Source organism: Pseudomonas sp. HLG18, assembly GCF_051903985.1.
Taxonomy (GTDB): domain Bacteria; phylum Pseudomonadota; class Gammaproteobacteria; order Pseudomonadales; family Pseudomonadaceae; genus Aquipseudomonas; species Aquipseudomonas fluorescens_BT.
In genome coordinates this window covers 5796222-5815062 of record NZ_CP195831.1, presented here as the reverse complement: position 1 = coordinate 5815062, position 18841 = coordinate 5796222, and the positions used below count along the sequence as shown (strand labels likewise).

The 18841-nt window shown below is 60.9% G+C and carries 18 protein-coding genes; 8 read left to right on the top strand and 10 right to left on the bottom strand.

Going from position 1 to position 18841, the window contains the following annotated elements; all coding sequences use genetic code 11:
- Positions 1 to 20 precede the first annotated feature (20 nt).
- The 3 genes from ureG to ACSPX5_RS26620 all read left to right on the top strand — a co-directional run bounded on the left by ureG (position 21) and on the right by ACSPX5_RS26620 (position 2543).
- Positions 21 to 635 carry an urease accessory protein UreG gene (ureG, locus tag ACSPX5_RS26630; protein WP_007950645.1) on the top strand — a complete coding sequence of 205 codons (615 nt, stop codon included), beginning with the start codon at positions 21 to 23 and terminating at the stop codon, positions 633 to 635.
- Positions 636 to 662: 27 nt separating this feature from the next.
- Complete coding sequence (locus ACSPX5_RS26625) at positions 663 to 1235, top strand: HupE/UreJ family protein (protein ID WP_207865618.1); 573 nt, start codon at positions 663 to 665, stop codon at positions 1233 to 1235.
- A 180-nt stretch (positions 1236 to 1415) separates the two neighbouring features.
- A complete protein-coding gene (locus ACSPX5_RS26620; protein ID WP_439820565.1) occupies positions 1416 to 2543 on the top strand; it encodes an AGE family epimerase/isomerase in 1128 nt (375 codons plus the stop codon).
- An 82-nt stretch (positions 2544 to 2625) separates the two neighbouring features.
- Here the strand turns inward: ACSPX5_RS26620 and ACSPX5_RS26615 are convergent, their stop codons facing one another.
- The 9 genes from ACSPX5_RS26615 to amaB all read right to left on the bottom strand — a co-directional run bounded on the left by ACSPX5_RS26615 (position 2626) and on the right by amaB (position 13738).
- A complete protein-coding gene (locus ACSPX5_RS26615; RefSeq protein WP_439820564.1) occupies positions 2626 to 3531 on the bottom strand; it encodes a cation diffusion facilitator family transporter in 906 nt (301 codons plus the stop codon).
- Positions 3532 to 3731: 200 nt separating this feature from the next.
- A complete protein-coding gene (locus ACSPX5_RS26610; RefSeq protein WP_207865615.1) occupies positions 3732 to 4496 on the bottom strand; it encodes an SDR family oxidoreductase in 765 nt (254 codons plus the stop codon).
- A 756-nt stretch (positions 4497 to 5252) separates the two neighbouring features.
- Positions 5253 to 5969, bottom strand: coding sequence for an ABC transporter ATP-binding protein (locus ACSPX5_RS26605; RefSeq protein ID WP_007950655.1), 717 nt, complete (start codon positions 5967 to 5969; stop codon positions 5253 to 5255).
- Positions 5966 to 6838: an ATP-binding cassette domain-containing protein gene (locus ACSPX5_RS26600; protein ID WP_169428635.1), complete on the bottom strand. Its 873-nt coding sequence runs from the start codon at positions 6836 to 6838 to the stop codon at positions 5966 to 5968. The genes ACSPX5_RS26605 and ACSPX5_RS26600 overlap by 4 nt, the downstream gene beginning before the upstream one ends.
- Positions 6835 to 8136: a high-affinity branched-chain amino acid ABC transporter permease LivM gene (livM, locus tag ACSPX5_RS26595; RefSeq protein ID WP_169428634.1), complete on the bottom strand. Its 1302-nt coding sequence runs from the start codon at positions 8134 to 8136 to the stop codon at positions 6835 to 6837. The genes ACSPX5_RS26600 and livM overlap by 4 nt, the downstream gene beginning before the upstream one ends.
- A 3-nt stretch (positions 8137 to 8139) precedes the next feature.
- Entirely contained in the window at positions 8140 to 9054 is a 915-nt protein-coding gene (locus ACSPX5_RS26590; RefSeq protein WP_007950661.1) for an ABC transporter permease subunit, read from the bottom strand.
- A 242-nt stretch (positions 9055 to 9296) separates the two neighbouring features.
- Positions 9297 to 10430, bottom strand: coding sequence for an ABC transporter substrate-binding protein (locus ACSPX5_RS26585; protein WP_169428633.1), 1134 nt, complete (start codon positions 10428 to 10430; stop codon positions 9297 to 9299).
- A 363-nt stretch (positions 10431 to 10793) separates the two neighbouring features.
- A complete protein-coding gene (amaA, locus tag ACSPX5_RS26580; protein WP_439820563.1) occupies positions 10794 to 12077 on the bottom strand; it encodes an L-pipecolate oxidase in 1284 nt (427 codons plus the stop codon).
- 170 nt (positions 12078 to 12247) lie between these two features.
- Positions 12248 to 13738: an L-piperidine-6-carboxylate dehydrogenase gene (gene amaB / locus ACSPX5_RS26575; protein ID WP_179692844.1), complete on the bottom strand. Its 1491-nt coding sequence runs from the start codon at positions 13736 to 13738 to the stop codon at positions 12248 to 12250.
- Positions 13739 to 13899: 161 nt separating this feature from the next.
- Between amaB and ACSPX5_RS26570 the strand changes: the two genes are divergently transcribed.
- From ACSPX5_RS26570 to nadE, 3 genes are all read left to right on the top strand, one after another.
- Positions 13900 to 14799, top strand: a complete 900-nt coding sequence (locus ACSPX5_RS26570; RefSeq protein WP_323161474.1) for a LysR family transcriptional regulator — start codon at positions 13900 to 13902, stop codon at positions 14797 to 14799.
- Between the two features lie 229 nt (positions 14800 to 15028).
- On the top strand, positions 15029 to 16252 hold the full coding sequence (gene pncB / locus ACSPX5_RS26565) for a nicotinate phosphoribosyltransferase (RefSeq protein WP_439820562.1): 1224 nt from the start codon (positions 15029 to 15031) through the stop codon (positions 16250 to 16252).
- A gap of 4 nt (positions 16253 to 16256) precedes the next feature.
- A complete protein-coding gene (nadE, locus tag ACSPX5_RS26560) occupies positions 16257 to 17084 on the top strand; it encodes an ammonia-dependent NAD(+) synthetase (RefSeq protein WP_169428628.1) in 828 nt (275 codons plus the stop codon).
- A 55-nt stretch (positions 17085 to 17139) separates the two neighbouring features.
- On the opposite strand, the gene azu is transcribed toward nadE, so the two are convergent.
- Positions 17140 to 17586 carry an azurin gene (azu, locus tag ACSPX5_RS26555; RefSeq protein WP_065258792.1) on the bottom strand — a complete coding sequence of 149 codons (447 nt, stop codon included), beginning with the start codon at positions 17584 to 17586 and terminating at the stop codon, positions 17140 to 17142.
- A gap of 339 nt (positions 17587 to 17925) precedes the next feature.
- Here azu and ACSPX5_RS26550 point away from each other — a divergent pair, with 339 nt between their 5' ends.
- Together ACSPX5_RS26550 and ACSPX5_RS26545 are read left to right on the top strand one after the other, a co-directional pair.
- The gene (locus tag ACSPX5_RS26550; protein WP_169428627.1) at positions 17926 to 18513 is read left to right on the top strand and encodes a TIGR00730 family Rossman fold protein; all 588 of its coding nucleotides are present in this window, start codon (positions 17926 to 17928) and stop codon (positions 18511 to 18513) included.
- Between the two features lie 68 nt (positions 18514 to 18581).
- Complete coding sequence (locus ACSPX5_RS26545; protein WP_169428626.1) at positions 18582 to 18770, top strand: hypothetical protein; 189 nt, start codon at positions 18582 to 18584, stop codon at positions 18768 to 18770.
- The last annotated feature ends 71 nt before the right edge of the window (positions 18771 to 18841 follow it).

The following is an 18841-nucleotide window of genomic DNA, read 5'->3' as shown; positions in this document are numbered from 1 at the left end:
CTATTTATCTGGAGAATCACATGAACACACAACCCCTGCGCGTCGGTATCGGCGGCCCGGTCGGTTCCGGCAAGACCGCGTTGACCCTGGCCCTGTGCCTGGCGCTGCGCGAGCGCTACAACCTGGCCGTGGTGACCAACGACATCTACACCCGCGAAGACGCCGACTTTCTGGTGCGCAACGAAGCCCTGGCGCCGGAACGCATCATCGGCGTGGAAACCGGTGGCTGCCCGCACACGGCGATCCGCGAAGACGCCTCGATCAACCTCGAAGCGGTGGATCAACTGAACCGGCGTTTTCCGGGGCTGGACCTGATTCTGGTGGAGTCCGGTGGCGACAACCTTTCCGCGACCTTCAGCCCGGAACTGTCCGACCTGACCATCTACGTGATCGACGTTTCGGCCGGCGACAAGCTGCCACGCAAGGGCGGGCCCGGCATTTGCAAATCCGACCTGCTGGTGATCAACAAGATCGACCTCGCGCCGCTGGTCGGCGCCTCGCTGGAGATGATGAACAGCGACACCCAACGCATGCGCAACGGCAAGCCGTTCGTGTTCAGCAACCAGAAAACCGGTCAGGGCCTGGAAGACATCATCGCCTTCATCGAACGCCAGGGCCTGCTGACTGCAGCCTGATTCACTGATCAACAAGGAAGCTTATCCATGACACTCAAACGCATTCTCGGCGCCGTCGCGCTGCTGCTGACACCGGCCCTGGCCTTCGCCCACCCCGGCCATGGCGACTCGGGTCTGGTGGCCGGCATCAGCCACCCGATCGGCGGCCTCGATCATTTGCTGGCGATGGTGGCCGTCGGTCTGTGGGCCGCGCAGCAGCAAGGCGCGGCACGCTGGGCGCTGCCGTGCACCTTTGTCGGCACCATGCTGATTGGCGGCCTGCTCGGGTTTGAAGGGCTGGAGTTGCCGGCGCTGGAAAGCGGGATTGCCGCCTCGGTGCTGGCGCTCGGTCTGGCGGTCGCATTGGCGGTGCGTCCACCGCTGGTAATGGCGGTGGCGTCGACGGCGCTGTTTGCGCTGTTCCACGGCGTGGCCCATGGCCTGGAGTTGCCGGACATGTCGAGCCCTTGGGCGTATGCCGCCGGTTTCGTGGTCGCGACCGCGGCCCTGCATGCGGCGGGTTATGCCGTCGTGCGTTTTCTGCCTCAGGCGGCCGCGCCGCTGGTTCGCTTGGCCGGAGCCGCTTCGGCGGTGACGGGCGCGTGGTTGCTGGCCGGTTGATTTCTATCGCCTGATCCGGCCTCATCGCCAGCAGGCTGGCTCCCACAGGATTGTGTACGCTGCAAATCCATTGTGGGAGCCAGCCTGCTGGCGATAGCGGCCTGACAGACACCGCGTCTCTAAGGCCGGTCGCTCTGTTAACATGTCGCGCAATCGCCCCTGCCGTGACGACGTCCGCCCATGCCCCACGCTTCCCGCTCCACCTCCCTGCCTGAACTGACCGCCCTGTTCGGTGAAGTGCAACAGCACTTTCTGAACGTGATCGTGCCCCTCTGGCAAGGACCGGGCTGGAACGCCGACATGGCATTGCCTTACGAGGCGCTGGACGCCGCGCATCAGCCGCTGGCACCGCAGCGCTATCGGGCCATGGCCTGCGCACGGCAGCTGTACCTGTTTTCCAGCCTGATCGGGGTTGTGGATAACGCCGAAGTCCGGGCGGCTGCGTTGTTCCGTTCCCTGCAACGGCACTTCCACGATGCCGAACACGGCGGCTGGTTCTATAGCATCGATCCCCAGGGCAAACCGCTGGATCAGCGCAAGGACCTCTACACCCACGCCTTCATCCTGTTCGCCTGCGCCCACTATTGGGACAAGTCTCGCGAGCCGCTGGTTGAATCGACCCTCAACGCCGCGCTGGAAGTTATCGGTCGGCGCTTCGCAACGGGCGACGGCCTCTACGAAGCCTGCCTGGACCGCGACTGGATCACGCTGGAAACCGGCCCGCTGCAAAACCCGCTGATGCACCTGGCCGAAGCGTTCCTGGCAACGCTGGCCGTGCGCGAAGATCCCGAGACCCAGCAGGCGCTGAGCGAGTTATGCACAGCCATGCACAAGCGCTTCATCGAACCGCAACAGGGCGTGTTGATGGAAAAGCCGCTGGGGGCTGTGGATAACTGGTTTGAGCCGGGGCATCAGTTCGAATGGTATTTCCTGCTGGAATCCTCACCGCTGCTGCGCGGCTCGAAACTGCACGCGGCACTGGATCGTACGTTTTCCTTCACCGAACAACAGGGCGTCGAGGCCGACACCGGTGCGGTGCTGGCCATGCTTGATCCGCAAGGACACAGGAAGGATTCGACTCAGCGCATCTGGGCCCAGGCCGAATACCTGCGCGCCCTGACGTTGCGTCCGGGCAGTGAAAGCGCGGTGTTGCGCCAGTTGCAGGCGCTGCAACAGCGCTTCCTGCATGCCGGCGGCTGGCACGAGTGCCGTGACGATCAGGGCGAGGTCAGCCGCAAGGACATGCCGTCGACCACGCCGTATCACCTGGCGACCTGCTATGCCGGTCTGACTGAATATCTACGCTAACTGACCCTCCGCCATCGCCAGCAGGCTGGCTCCCACAGGATGTGCATTCCAATGTGGGAGCCAGCCTGCTGGCGATTGGTCCTCAGGCAATCCACTTCCTGTCGCCAGTGAAGCTGATGGTCAGCCAGCGCGCCGCGTCCGGCTTGCCCAGCTTCGCGGAAATCTCCTCACGCAGCACATCCAGCTGGCCGACGCTCTGCAGCCGGTAATCCGCCGGCAACACCACATGAATCTCGATGAACCGCGCCCGCCCGTGCTTCTGCACGTAGGACACGTAATCGTCGAAACCATGCTCGGCCGTGGCCGCGTCCATTACCTGGCGTACCTGATCGTCCAGCGTGTCCGGCGCAATGCCGAGCACGTCCTGCAGCGCCGGGCCGAGGATCTTGAAGGCCGGCGGCAGCATGGTCAGGGCCAGCACGATAAGGATCAGCGGGTCGACAAATTTCGCCCACTCGCCATAACCCTGGGACTTGAGCAGCAACGCCGCGAGGAAACTGATCAACAGGCCCACGGACAACATCGCGTCCACCAGCCAGCTGATGTTGTCGAACTGGATCAGGCTCGATTTGAGCTTGCGATTGCGGTGGCGCACGTAGAAGAAGTAGGCGAACTCGACAACGGTGAACACCGCCGCGTAGATGATCACCAGGCCCAGCTCGATTTCACGACCGCCATTGATAATGCCGAACACGCCATTGAGAAACGCGTAAATGGCGATCAACAACAGGAAACTGCCCTCGATCAGCAACACCATCGGCTCCAGGTGCCAGAAGCCGAACTGGAATCGGTGATTGCTTTGTTTGGCGATCAGCTTCGCGGTGATCAGCATCAGGACTTTGATGAAGGTTGCAATCAGCGAAAAAAAGCCATCGAACAGGATGGACTGGGAACCCGAAACAAAACCGGTGGCGATCCCGGCGATCGACACGGCGAACATCAGGATGGTCGATTGTTTGAGCAGTGACTGCTCACCTCGGTTACTCACTTTGACTCCTCGAAAAACCTTGAAAACCGCGAGATGCGGCGGGGTTGTTGAGGAGTGAGTCTACCCCATGCGGGGATTTTGCCTGTTACGGCCCCATCGCGGGCAAGCCCGCTCCCACAGGTTTCAAGGCGATCCCAAGGCTTGGGTACACCGATAGACTTGTGGGAGCTGGCTTGCCAGCGATTAGCCGCTACGCGGTGTCAGGCCTTGTTACGCTCGATGGCGAAACCGGCCCAGGACTGGCTCACCGGCATCAGCTCCAGGCTATTGATGTTGATGTGCGCCGGTGCATTCAGCACCCAGAAAATCGTCTCGGCGATGTCCTGCGGCTGAATCGGCTCGGCACCGGCGTAGGTCGCGTCATAACGCGCCTGATCGCCGGCAAAACGCACCAGCGAGAACTCGCTCTCGCACAGGCCCGGCTCGATGTTGCTGACGCGCACGCCGGTGCCCTGCAGGTCACAACGCAGGTTCAGCGAGAACTGTTTGACGAACGCTTTGGTCGCGCCGTAAACGTGGCTGCCCGGGTACGGGTAGTTACCGGCGATGGAACCAAGGTTGACGATGCCGGCGCCGCGACCGTGAGCGATCAGGCGCGGCAGCAACAGGCGAGTGCTGTACATCAGGCCTTTGACGTTGGTGTCGACCATGGTGTCCCAATCATCGAGATCGCACTTCGGGGCCGGATCCACGCCCAGCGCCAGCCCGGCGTTGTTGATCAGGCCGCGCAGTTTGGCGAACGATGGCGGCAGGTTGGCAATCGCCTCCTCCATCGCTTTGCGATCACGCACGTCCAGCACCAGGCCATGTACTTCGGTCTGCTTCGACAGCTCGGCGCACAGCGCGTTGAGGCGTTCTTCACGACGACCGGTCAGCACCAGTTTCCAGCCGGCCTCGGCAAAACGACGGGCACAGGCTTCACCAAAACCGGACGTCGCGCCGGTGATAAACAGGGTGTTGGACATCGTGTTCTCCTTGCTTCGGCCGCCGGAGCAGCCATTGGAATAGAAAATCAGCGGGCAGCATGCCCGGCCCCGCATTCACGAGCAACCACCGGCGGGCGTGGATTTCTGCTCAAAATTTGATCAATCCTCGCAACGCCTTGACGGGCGTGGCCTGTAGCCACATGCACGCACGTTATCCACAGTCCCTTCCACAGTTTCCGGGGGCAAGTGGAAATGCGCAAAGCCGCGCCACACAAGGCTTTGCGCCGCAAAAGCAAAGTTTTTCGCTTGACCCTGATCTGCCGATTATGCCGGGCAAGGCATTTTGCACGACCGGCCGGTTACGGCGGTGATTGCGCAGGGCCAGTAATCACGGCCCTTAGCGGAGTCTTTCCAGAGTTTAATCACAGACTTATCCACAGGCTTGCCCACATGCAATCGCCTGTTCTGCCGCGGCTATAAAAAGGTTGACAAACGGGTACCCTGCAACAGTGAAAAGCCCTGATCAAAAAACAACCATGCGCCCGCAAGCCACGGTTTTAAAGGCTCTCAGCCAGCTACTCCCACGTTATTCACAGCCGGTTCCACAGCAAACGGGGACAAGTCAAAACTGTGGAAAAACAGCGATTTGCAGCGTCTATATGTCGCGCTTTGGCAGGTTGGAGATTTTGTTTTCCACAATTTCGGGAATGGCGTGGATCGTCGTGGATTGTGGATACAAAAAAGCCCCGAGACTCGCGTCCCGGGGCTCTGTATATCTATGGCAAACCTGAAAACTCAGTGCCCGCCGAGATAGGCGTTACGCACCTCCTCGTTCACCAGCAGCTCCTTGCCGGTGCCCGTCAGGCGAATCTCACCGTTGACCATCACGTATGCCCGGTCGGACAGTTTCAACGCATGGTTGGCGTTCTGCTCGACGAGGAAAATGGTCATGCCGGTTTTCGCCAGTTCCCGCAGGGTGGCAAAGATCTGTTTCACCACGATCGGCGCCAGCCCCAGGCTCGGTTCATCCAGCAGCAACAGCTTGGGCCGGCTCATCAGCGCCCGAGCAATGGCGAGCATCTGCTGCTCGCCGCCGGACATGGTCATGGCACGCTGGGTACGGCGCTCTTCGAGCCGCGGGAACAGCTCGAACATGCGCTGCATGTCTTCCTTGGCGTACTTGTCGCCGATCGGAATGGTGCCCATCAGCAGGTTTTCCTCGACGGTCATGTCGGGGAACACCCGCCGTCCTTCCGGCGACTGCGCGATGCCGTTGGAAGCGATGTAGTGCGATGACTTGTGGGTAATGTCCACGCCCTGATACAGAATCTGCCCGCCCGCCGCCCGTGGCTGGCCGAAGATCGACATCAGCAGAGTGGATTTGCCGGCACCGTTGGAGCCGATCAGGCTGACGGTTTCCCCTTCGTTGATCTGCAGCGAAACGCCTTTGAGGGCCTGGATCGGGCCATAGAACACGTCCAGATCCTTGAGTTCGAGGATGGGTTGCGTCATACGACTTCCTCTTCGTCGGCGCCCAGGTAGGCAGCGATCACTTTCGGATCGTTACGAATGGCATCCGGACCGCCCTCGGCGATGACGATGCCGTGGTCCAGCACCACAATGTGATCGGAAATGCTCATTACCATGCCCATGTCGTGTTCGATCAGCACCACGGTCAGATCGTGCTCGTCGCGCAGCAGCCGGATCATCGCGCTCAGCGCTTCGGTTTCCTGAGGGTTGAGGCCGGCGGCCGGTTCGTCGAGGCAGATGATCTGCGGCCGCGTGCACATGGCCCGGGCGATTTCCAGACGGCGTTGCTGGCCGTAGGACAGTTCACCGGCCAGACGGTTGGCGCAGTCCACCAGATCCACCACTTCCAGCCAGTAGAACGCGCAATCCAGCGCGTCGCTTTCGGCCTTGCGATAGCCCTTGGTGTTGAGGATGCCGGCCAGCATGTTGCGGTTGACCCACATGTGCTGGGCCACCAGCAGGTTTTCCAGCACCGACATTTCCTTGAACAGACGAATGTTCTGGAACGTCCGGGCCAGGCCCGCGCGGTTCACCAGGTGGGTGCCGCCGAACATCTTGTAGTACAGGCGACTGGCGAAGTTTTTCGGCGAGACGAAGTCGGTCGGTTTGAAGGATTCGCCCAGCAGTTTGATGACGTTGGTCTGCTGACCGCGCACGTTGAGTTCGATCTTGCCGCCGGAGGCCTTGTAGAACCCGGTCAGGCAGTTGAACACCGTGGTCTTGCCGGCGCCGTTGGGGCCGATCAGGGCGAAGATCGAATTGCGTTTGACCTTCAGGCTGACGTCGCTCAAGGCCTTGATGCCACCGAAGTGCATCATCAGTTTTTCAACAGAGAGTACGACTTCACTCATGGCGCAGTCCTCTCATAGTGAATGGCACCTTTGCGTGGAGTGACCCCGGTACGGCTGATGCGGATCAGCCCGCGAGGTCGCCAGATCATCATCAACACCATCAGGATCCCGAACAGCAGCACGCGGTATTCGGCAAAGCCGCGCAGCAGTTCCGGGGCGACGGTCAACACGAACGCTGCGATCACCACGCCGATGGTCGAGCCCATGCCGCCGAGCACGACGATCGCGAGGATCAGCGCCGATTCGAAGAAGGTGAACGAAGTCGGGTTGACGAAGCCTTGATAAGTGGCGAAGAACACACCTGCCAGACCCGCGGTGGACGCACCGATGGTGAACGCCGAGAGCTTGACCAGCACGTGGTTGAGGCCCATCGAGCGGCAGGCGATCTCGTCTTCACGCAGGGCTTCCCAGGCGCGGCCGACCGGCATCTTCACCAGACGATGCTTGATGTACAGTACGGCCAGCACCACCAGGAACAGCACCGCATAGATGAAGTAATACTTCACGTCCGGGTTGTAGGCGATACCGAAGAACTCGTGAAACGGTACCCCGCCATCCTTCGCCCGCTTGCCGAACTCCAGACCGAAGAACGTCGGCAGCGGGGCCGGCATACCGTTCGGACCGCCGGTCAGGGACAGCCAGTTGTTGAGAATCAGACGGATGATTTCACCGAAACCCAGGGTCACGATCGCCAGGTAGTCGCCGTGCAGGCGCAGCACCGGGAAACCGAGGATGCAACCGGCAAGGCCAGCCGTGATCGCCGCCAGCGGCAGCACCGTCCAGAAACCCAGGCCGAGGTACTGATAACCGAGCGCCAGACCGTAGGCGCCGATGGCGTAGAACGCCACGTAACCCAAGTCGAGCAGGCCGGCCAGACCGACCACGATGTTCAGCCCCAACCCCAGCAGCACGTAGATCAACCCGAGGATGACCACGCCCAGCAGGTAGGAGTTGGACACGAACGGCACGGCCACGGCCAGTACGATCAGCAGCGGGATGATCCAGCGCAGGCGGGATTTGTGATCGGCGGGCAGCACATGTACGCCGGATCCGGTGCTCTCGAATCCTTCGAGAATGCGCAGGCCCTTGGGGGTTTGCAGGAACAGGCTGAGGGCAAAGCGGCCGGCCATGACGATGGCGATGATCCACGCCACGCGGGTCGGTTCGAGGTTGAAGCTGTAGCCGTCGAGTACCACGCCGACAATCGGCCCGAACACGATCAGGGCGATCAGTCCGGCGAGAATCGCCTCAACCAGGCTTTTTTTGACATCAATGGATTTTGTAGTGGTTGAAGACATCGCTTACACCTTCGACACAAGAGGACGGCCCAGCAGGCCCTGAGGCCGGAAGACCAGAACAAGTACGAGCAGCGAGAAGCTGAACACGTCTTTGTAGTCGGAGTTGACCAGGCCCGAGAACAGCGACTCGGAGATCCCGAGGATGATCCCGCCCAACATGGCGCCAGGCAGCGAGCCGATCCCGCCGAGCACCGCGGCAGTGAACGCCTTGATCCCGATGACGAAGCCTGCGTAGAAGTCGAACGTGCCGTAGTTCATGGTGATCAGCACGCCGGCCAGGGCCGCCATCGCTGCACCGATGATGAACACATAGGAAATCACCCGGTCGGTGTTGATCCCCAGAATCGAAGCCATCTTGCGGTCTTGCTGGGTCGCGCGGCACATGCGGCCGAGCTTGGTGTACTTGATCACGTAGGTCAGCAGGCCCATCCCGACGAACGCCGCGACGAGAATGAAGATCTTGGTGTAGGTCAACTGGACGAAGCCCGAGCCGACGTCGATGCGCCAGGCGCCGGTGAGCAGCGTCGGAACACCCTGTTGACGGGCGCCCTGGCTGATCTGGGCATAGTTTTGCAGGATCAGGGAGATACCGATGGCGCTGATCAGCGGTGCCAGTCGGGTGGAGTTGCGCAGTGGTTTGTAGGCGATGCGTTCGATGACCCAGCCATACACCCCCGTGACGACGATGGTGAAGACCAGTGTGCCGAGCATCAGCAGCGGGAAGGATTCGATACCGAAGTAAGCCAGCAGAGCCAGACTGATTGCCGCCAGGTAAGCGGAAATCATGTAAACCTCGCCATGGGCGAAGTTGATCATGCCGATGATGCCGTAGACCATTGTGTAGCCGATGGCGATCAGGCCATAGACCGACCCGAGGGTCAGGCCGTTGACCAGTTGCTGCAGGAAAATACCATCCATAACGCAATCTCACGCAGTGAGAACCTGCACGCCCTGGGGCGCGCGGTTCCTCTAGGAAAAATACAGATTTACGTCGGAGCAATGTCAGAGCGCATTCAGCCCGACCACCACAGGATCCTGTGGGAGCGAGCCTGCTCGCGAAAGCGGTTGATCATTCAACAGCGATGTTGCCTGTCAGTCCGTCTTCGCGAGCAGGCTCGCTCCCACATGGAACAGTGGAGGTCAGCCGATCGCGTCAGCCCTTACTTCTGTTTTTCCAGCTGGTGATATTTGCCATCCTTGTCCCACTGGTAGACCACGTAGTCGGAGACCTTCAGGTCGCCTTTGGAGTCCCAGGTCTTCTCGCCCATGACGGTCTTGACCGGGTTTTTCTTCAGCCAGGCAGCGGCCTCCTCGCCCTTGTTCGACTTGGCGCCATTGAAGGCGGCGGCCAGTGCCTGAACCGAAGCGTAGGCGTACAGGGTGTAGCCTTCAGGCTCGGTGCCGGCCTTGCGGAAGGCATCCACGACAGTCTTGCTTTCCGGCAGCAGACGCGGGTCGGCGCCGAAGGTCATCAGCACGCCGTCGACGTATTGCGGGCCGCCAGCGGTGGTCACCAGTTCGTCGGTCACGATGCCGTCGTCAGACATGAACTTCACGTCTTTCAGGCCTTCGGTACGCAGTTGCTTGACCAGTGGACCGGCTTCCGGGTGCAGGCCGCCGAAGTAGACCACGTCGGCACCGGCCGCACGGATCTTGGTGACCACGGCGCTGAAGTCTTTCTCGCCACGGGTCAGGCCTTCGTACAGCACCGGCTTCACGCCGCGTTTTTCCAGCTGAGCCTTGGTCGCATCGGCCAGGCCCTGACCGTAGGTGTCCTTGTCGTGCAGCACGGCCACTTTCTTGCCCTTGAGCACGTCGACGATGTAATCGCCGGCAACGATGCCTTGCTGGTCGTCACGGCCGCACATACGGAACATGGCGCTCAGGCCGCGCTCGGTCACTTGCGGGTTGGTGGAACCCGGAGTGATGGCGATGATCCCGGCTTCGTCGTAGATCTCGGACGCAGGAATGGTGGAGGACGAACAGAAGTGACCGACCACACCGGCGACTTTCTGGTTGGTGAGGTCCTTGGCGACCGTCACCGCCTGTTTCGGTTCGCAGGCGTCATCGCCTTTGACCAGGACGATTTTCTCCCCGTTGACGCCGCCCGCCGCGTTGACCGCATCGGCCGCCGCTTGGGCTCCCTTCATGTACTGCTCGCCAAATGCCGCGTTGGCGCCGGTCATGGGGCCCGCCACACCGATTTTCACATCAGCTTGTGCAAACGCAGAAACACCCAGCGCAGTAGCGACTGCGAGGGCCAGAAAGCCTTTCTTGTAAAACGTCTGGGACATGAGGTGGTGCTCCAAGGTTTTTTTAGTTGGCACTGCGACTTCACTGGATTGCTCAGAGCAAGGGCCGTGCCATCGGTTTTTTATTCTTCAAAAAGTCGCTGCTTTCTTGTTATTTCGACTGTTTCGTTCCCATTTTCATTGGGCGTGCAACCGTCTAAACCGCGGAAGGTGAAACCATTTGTTTTTTCAGGCGCAACCCGCACGCGCCATCATTGCAACCGCGGCGCCAAACGACGTGCAACCAGCCTGTAACAGCCCGCGTCACCGAACTGCACACTGCTGGTGCGGGACTGCTACAACCCGCACCATTACAGGCTAGTCGCTACATCGAAAAGCGCCGCTTCCGGCAACATATTTCAACACTCAGATAACGATGCGCAGGCACTGGCCCGCGTGATACAGCGAGAACCCGGCCTCGTACAGGCAACTGCGCAAGCCCACACCTGCCAGGGGCTGCATCGGTGCGAAAGGAATCGGCAATGCCTGAGGATTTCCGTTACACAGGTAGTCGGCGAAGGCCTTGCCGACCACAGTGCCGGTGGTCACGCCACGGCCGTTGTACCCGGTGACGGCCACCAATCCGGGGGCCGGCTCGAACAAGCGCATCAAGTGATCGGGGGTGAACGCAATGCGCCCGGTCCAGGTGCATTCCCATTCGACGGGCCTGAGGTTGGGGAAATAATGCTGCTGTACCCGGTCAGCCCAGGCCTTGAGAAACCAGGTCGGTTTCTGATTGCCGTTACCGAGACTGCCCAGTAACAGACGTCCATCCTTGTCGCGGCGGATGCTGCTCAGCACCTGGCGGGTATCCCACGAGCCCTGCCCGCCCGGGAGGATTTCCTGAGCGGCGTCTTCATTCAGCGGCACCGAAGCGACCTGATAGTAGTAACCGGGGAAGAAATTGCGCTTGAGTTCGGTCCAGTCGCCTTCGGTGTAGGCGTTGGAGGCAATCACCACTTGTTCGGCCAGCACCGAACCCTGCCCGGTCTGCACCGACCATTGCTGGCCCTGACGTTCAAGGCGGGTGACCGGGGAATGATCGAACATTTGCCCGCCGAGACTCGCCACGGCTTTCGCCAGCCCGGTGACATACGCCATCGGGTTGAGCGTACCGGCACGCCGGTCAAGCAGCGCGGCGGCAATCTTTTGCGTACCGGTCGCCTGTTCACAGGCCTTGCCGGTCAGCAGTTCGACCGGTGCCCCCCGGCGTTTCCACTGTTCCTCGCGACTGCGCAGATCCGCCTCGCCCTTGGCGTTGTGCGCCATGTGCAGGGTGCCTTCGCGGCGTAACTGGCAATCGATGTTGTATTTATCCACAAGGCTGAACACCAGCGCCGGCGCCGCCCCGAGCATGCGGTTGAGCTGACTGCCGACCGCCTCGCCGAAGCCGGCCTCGATCTCGTCCGGTGGAATCCACATCCCGGCGTTGACCAGCCCGACGTTGCGCCCGGATCCGCCATGCCCGGCGCGATGGGCTTCGAGCACGCAGACGTTTTTGCCCTTTTCCAACAGATGCAGCGCCGCCGACAGCCCGGTGAACCCGGCGCCGATCACGCAGACATCAACCTTGACCTCGCCCCTGAGCGCCGCGTTATCCGGTCGTTGCGGCGTGAGTTTTTCCCACAGACATTCTTCGCGTAACGGCATTGCCAGACTCCAACAGAAACCTAACAAACACTGCATACCCTGTGGGAGCGGGCTTGCCCGCGAAAGCGGTATATCAGCCAATATCCATGCTGACTGACCCAGCGCTTTCGTCGGAACGCCGCCCGGAGCAAACCCGCTCCCACATGGGGATCTCCACTTGACCGAAGGGATCAGTCGAATGTAATGCCCTGCGCCAGCGGCAACTCCAGCGAGTAGTTCACGGTATTGGTCTGCCGGCGCATGTACGCGCGCCACGCATCCGAGCCCGACTCACGACCACCACCGGTTTCTTTTTCACCGCCAAACGCCCCGCCGATCTCCGCGCCGCTCGGGCCGATGTTGACGTTGGCGATACCGCAGTCGCTGCCGACCGCCGACATGAATTTCTCGGCCTCGCGCACATCGGTGGTGAAGATGCACGACGACAGGCCCTGCGGCACGGCGTTGTTCAGGCGCAGCGCCTCTTCAAAATCGCTGTAACCGACCACGTACAGGATCGGCGCGAAAGTCTCGCTGCACACCACGTCGCTCTGCTCCGGCATTTCAACGATGGCCGGCGACACGTAGTAGGCATTCGGGAATTGATCTTCCAGTTGACGCTTGCCGCCGAACACCCGGCCGCCCTCGCTCAGCGCCTGCTCCAGCGCGTCCTGCATGTTTTCGAAGCTGTGTTTGTCGATCAGCGGGCCGATCAGGTTGCCTTCCAGCGGGTGACCGATACGGACCTTGGAGTACGCGGCTTTCAGTCGGGTGACGATTTCTTCTTTCACCGATTCATGGGCGATCAGGCGACGCAACGTGGTGCAACGCTGGCCGGCGGTGCCGACGGCGCTGAACAGAATGGCGCGCACGGCCATGTCCAGATCGGCGCTCGGGCCGAGGATCATCGCGTTGTTGCCGCCCAGCTCGAGAATGCTGCGGGCAAAGCGTGCGGCGACTTTCGGCGCCACTTCGCGACCCATGCGAGTGCTGCCGGTGGCGCTGATCAGCGCGACACGCGGGTCATCCACCAGCGCTTCGCCGGCATCGCGGCCACCGATGATTACCTGGCTCAGGTGCGCCGGGGCATCGCTGAAATTCTTCAGTACGCGCTCGAACAGCGCCTGGCAGGCCAGCGCGGTCAGCGGAGTCTTTTCCGACGGTTTCCACACCACCGGGTTGCCGCAGACCAGCGCCAGCGTGGTGTTCCACGCCCACACCGCGACCGGGAAGTTGAACGCACTGATCACACCGACCACGCCCAGCGGATGCCAGGTTTCACGCATGTGGTGGCCCGGACGCTCGGAGGCGATGGTCAAGCCGTACAACTGGCGGGACAGGCCGACGGCGAAGTCGCAGATGTCGATCATCTCCTGCACTTCACCGAGGCCTTCCTGCGTGATCTTGCCCGCTTCCCACGACACCAGTTCGCCGAGGTCGGCCTTGTATTCACGCAACACTTCACCGAACTGACGCACCAGCTCACCACGACGCGGCGCCGGCACCTTGCGCCATTGTTCGAACGCATGATCTGCGCGACTGATGTGCTGCTCCACTTCGGCCGGGCCTTCCCAGTTCACGGCGCCGATGCGGCTGCCGTCGATGGGCGAATGCACCGGCACTTTGCCGTTCTGGTACAGGGCCGGGTTCACACCAAGACGATCAAGCAATGCGGCAACCATGGGTCACTCCTCAAGCAAAAAACTGAATGTGTGCGGGCGCGTTTTCACGACCGGGCAGGCCTTTAGTTGTAGCGTCAGGAAGGCTGTGCAACAAACGACCTTTACGCGAGATATCATTCCGTTTATTCATGCTGCGCAGAAAGACAAGAAAAGGATCGCCCATGCTGAACAAACGCCACTTGCCGTCGATCACCGCGTTGCAGTGCTTCGAGGCCGTGACCCGGCACCTGAGTTTCACCCGGGCCGCCGAGGAACTGAACCTGACCCAGAGCGCCGTCAGCAAGCAGGTGGCGCAGCTCGAAGAATTGCTGCAGCACTTGTTGTTCCGCCGGGTGCGCCGCCGTTTGCAGATGACCCCGGCCGGCGATCTGTATCTGGTGGAAGTCAGAAAAATCCTGACCCAGGTCGAGATGTCGACCCATTACCTGCGTTCCTACGGCGGCGAAACCGAAGTCCTGCGCGTCTCCACGCCCTCGACCTTCGGTGCCCGCTGGCTGGTGCCGCGCCTCAAGGGCTGGCGCCTGCGCCATCCGTCGATTCATCTGGACCTGTGCAACGAGCAGGAGGCCGATGACCTGCTGCAAGGGCGCAGCGACCTGGCATTCTATTTCGGCCAGGGTTCACGCCCCGGTACTGAATGCCTGAAGTTGTTCGGCGAAGAGCTTGTGCCGGTCTGCGCGCCGAGCAGCCTGCCCGATACGCCGTTGACTGATCCAACGCAACTCACCGATCTGGTCCTGCTGCAGAATGCTTCGCGCCCGCAAGCGTGGCACGACTGGTTCGACAGCCAGGGCTTCCAGACCGAACACAGCTACCACGGCCCGCGTTTCGAAACCTTTTATATGTGCATCCGCGCCGCTCAGGTCGGCTGCGGCGTCGCCCTGCTGCCCAGGTTTCTGGTGGAAGAGGAATTGGCCGACGGCAAACTGGTCATTCCCTGGCAGCACGCCATGCCCAGCACCGACGCGTATTACCTGGCCTACCCGGAACACGCGGCGGAAGTGCCCAAGGTGCGGGATTTCGTGAAGTGGATGCTGGAGCAGATCGACAGTCCGGTTTGAAGTTGTATTCAGTCCCTGTGGAAGCGGCGTTGCGGCGGTCCGACTTGCCCGCGAAGACGTCGGCAAAATCAACATTGATGTTGGACCCACTGGCCTCTTCGCGGGCAAGCCCGCTCCCACGGGGATCTGCGGCGATACAAAAAACGCTGGCACAACGCACCATTGATATGCGCCACTAGCGCCATTGATTGATACCGCGCCAACGCGCGGCCCGCCTGGAGACCCCGTTATGAGCGAGAGTGTGTTTGCCGATCGCATCGTGCAGAACCTGCTCGACACCGACTTCTACAAGCTGACGATGATGCAGGCGGTGCTGCACAACTACCCCAACGTCGAAGTCGAATGGGAGTTTCGTTGCCGCAATGCCGAGGATCTGCGCCCGTATCTGGCGGAGATCCGCTTCCAGGTCGAGCGTCTGGCCGAGTTGAGCCTGAGCGCCGATCAGTTGAGTTTTCTCGAGCGCATCTCGTTCCTCAAGCCGGATTTCCTGCGCTTCCTCGGTCTGTTCCGTTTCAACCTGCGCTACCTGCACACCGGCATCGAGAACGGCGAGCTGTTCATCCGCCTGCGCGGACCGTGGCTGCATGTGATTCTGTTTGAAGTGCCGCTGCTGGCGATCGTCAGCGAAGTGCGCAACCGCTATCGCTACCGCGAAACGGTTCTGGAACAGGCCCGCGAACAGCTTTACCGCAAGTTCGACTGGCTCACCGCCAACGCCTCGGCCGAAGAACTGTCGCAGTTGCAGGTCGCCGATTTCGGCACACGTCGCCGTTTTTCCTACCGCGTGCAAGAAGAAGTGGTGAACGTGCTCAAGCACGATTTCCCCGGCCGTTTCGTCGGCACCAGTAACGTGCACCTGTCCCGCGAACTGGACATGAAACCCCTGGGCACCATGGCCCACGAATGGATCATGGCCCACCAGCAACTCGGCCCGCGATTGATCGACAGCCAGATCGCCGCCCTCGATTGCTGGGTCCGCGAGTATCGCGGCCTGCTGGGGATCGCCCTGACCGATTGCATCACTACCGACGCGTTCCTCGGTGATTTCGATCTGTTCTTCGCCAAGCTGTTCGACGGTCTGCGCCACGATTCCGGGGACCCGGTGCTGTGGGGCGAAAAATGCATCGCCCACTATCACAAGCTCGGCATCGACCCGATGAGCAAGACTCTGGTGTTCTCCGACAGCCTGACGCTGCCCAAGTCGCTGGAGATCTTCCGGTCGCTGCGGGGCCGGATCAATGTCAGCTTCGGTATCGGCACCAACCTGACCTGCGACATTCCGGGTGTCGAGCCGATGAGCATCGTGCTTAAAATGACCGCGTGCAACGGCCAACCGGTGGCGAAGATCTCCGACGAGCCGGGTAAGACCCATTGCAAAGACCCGAATTTCGTCGCCTATTTGCGACACGTTTTCCAGGTTCCTGCCGTTTCCAGCCTATCTAGCAAGGAGTGAATTCATGCAAGCCGTACAGCGTGAGATTGCTGAACAGCTCAAGGTCCAGCCGCCATTCGCCGACTACCATGCCCTTCAGGCCGAAGTCGCCCGGCGCATCACCTTCATCCAGGATTGCCTGGTCAACTCCGGCCTCAAGACCCTGGTGCTGGGCATCAGCGGCGGTGTCGACTCGCTGACTGCAGGCCTGCTGGCCCAGCGCGCCATGCGTGAACTGCGCGAGCGCACTGGCGACAGCGCCTACAAGTTCATCGCCGTGCGCCTGCCGTACGACGTGCAGTTCGACGAACACGACGCCCAGGCTTCGGTGGACTTCATCGCCCCGGACGAGCGCCATACCGTCAACATCGGCCCGGCGGTCAAATCCCTGGCCGGCGAAGTCGCAGCCTTCGAAGGCAAGCACGCGGTGTCGGTGGATTTCGTGCTCGGCAACACCAAGGCGCGGATGCGCATGGTCGCCCAGTACACCATCGCCGGCGCAGCCCATGGCCTGGTAATCGGCACCGACCACGCGGCGGAAGCGGTGATGGGTTTCTTCACCAAGTTCGGTGACGGCGCCTGCGACCTGGCCCCGCTCAGCGGTCTGGTGAAAAACCAGGTCCGGGCCATCGCCCGCAGCTTCGGCGCACCGGAATCGCTGGTGGAAAAAGTGCCGACGGCGGATCTGGAAGACCTGTCGCCGGGCAAACCGGACGAAGCCTCCCACGGCGTGACCTACGCCGAGATCGACGCCTTCCTGCACGGCGAGCCGGTGCGTCAGGAAGCGTTCGACATCATCGTCAACACCTACAAAAAGACTCATCACAAGCGGGTCATGCCGTTTGCGCCCTGAATTTCAGGCATGAAAAAAGCGTCCTTCGGGACGCTTTTTTTTGCCTGCGGCTTTCTTACTTCACAACCACTGTGCCTTTCATCATCGAGATGTGGCCAGGGAACGAGCAGAAGAAGCCATAATCGGTGCCGGCTGCCAGTTTCGATACATCGATGGTCAGCGAGTCTTTCTCGCCGGCGCCGATGATTTTGGTGTGGGCGATAACGCGCTCATCACCGTCCTTCAGGTAGTTCTTGTCGATGCCGGCGGCCAGGCCGTCGGTGGCGATCGGCTGCATGTCAGCGGTCTTGCTGACCACCAGGTTGTGGCCCATGACATTCTTCGGCAGGCTGCCGGAGTGGGTCAGTTCGACGGTGAACGTCTTGCAGCTCTTGTCGATCACGATCTCCTTGGTGTTGAAGGACATCTGGTCGGTGGAATCGACGGTGGTTTTGCACTCGGCAGCCATCAATTGGCTGCTGGCCAGCGCCAGCAGGGATACCGCAACAACTTTGGAAAACATGGTGAATCTCCAAGGCAGGGTTAACAAAAACACGAGTGGTGGAAAGACTGCCTGAAATCTTCGCAAGTTCCTATGACTTGAGTCAAAAATTGTATACAACTTTCAGGCTATGACACTCATCGAAACAATCTAACAGCCAGACGTTTGGCCGGGACGTATCTTCAGGGCTCAACTCAACTGGAGCATCAGTCATGTCCCTCAACAGCCTGCTGTACAGTCTGCTCGCCGCCTACGCCTGTGGCGCCAGCGGCACCTATGAAACCCCGAAACGCGAAGTCTAGCCCTTGGATCAAGGCGTGCCAGCCATTACCCTGTGACGGATTGACCCAGGAGGAAGGCATGTCTCTCACATCCGTTTGTGTATTTTGCGGTGCCAACGCCGGCACCACCCCGGCGTACACCGAAGCCGCCATCGCCCTCGGCACAGCCATTGCCGAGCGCAAACTGACCCTGGTCTACGGCGGTGGCGCTGTCGGCCTCATGGGGATCGTCGCGGATGCCGCACTGGCGGCCGGCGGTGAAGTGATCGGCATCATTCCGCAGAGCCTGATGGACAAGGAAATCGGCCACAAGAGCCTGACGCGCCTGGAAGTGGTCGACGGCATGCACGCGCGCAAGGCGCGGATGGCTGAACTCAGCGATGCGTTCATCGCCCTGCCCGGCGGCCTCGGCACGCTTGAAGAGCTGTTCGAAGTCTGGACCTGGGGCCAGCTCGGTTACCACGGCAAGCCGCTGGGTCTGCTGGAAGTGAACGGTTTCTACAGCAAACTCACGGCATTTCTCGATCACATCGTCGGCGAAGGCTTCGTTCGCGCACCGCACCGTGACATGCTGCAAGTAAGCGAATCGCCGCAAACGCTGCTCGATGCCCTCGATCAGTGGCAGCCGACCGTCACGCCAAAGTGGGTCGACCAGAAACCCGGTTAACCCCCGAGCACCGATACAGGGCAGAATACGCGCCGCTCAACCTCACCTTCGACCCCAGAGGATCGCCCATGGCCAAACCCAATTACTCCTTCGCCAAGCGTCAACGTGACCTGGCCAAGGAACAGAAGAAAGAGGAAAAGCTTCAGCGCAAGAAACAGATGGCTGAAGAAGCGGCACTGAACCCTGACGGTGAAGTGGCGACCGATGATGATGCAATTGATGTTGATGCACCGAAAGATCAGACGCCAGACGCCTGAGCACATTGCTGAAACCTTGAACACAATCCCTGTGGGAGCGGGCTTGCTCGCGAAAGCGTCGTGACATTCAT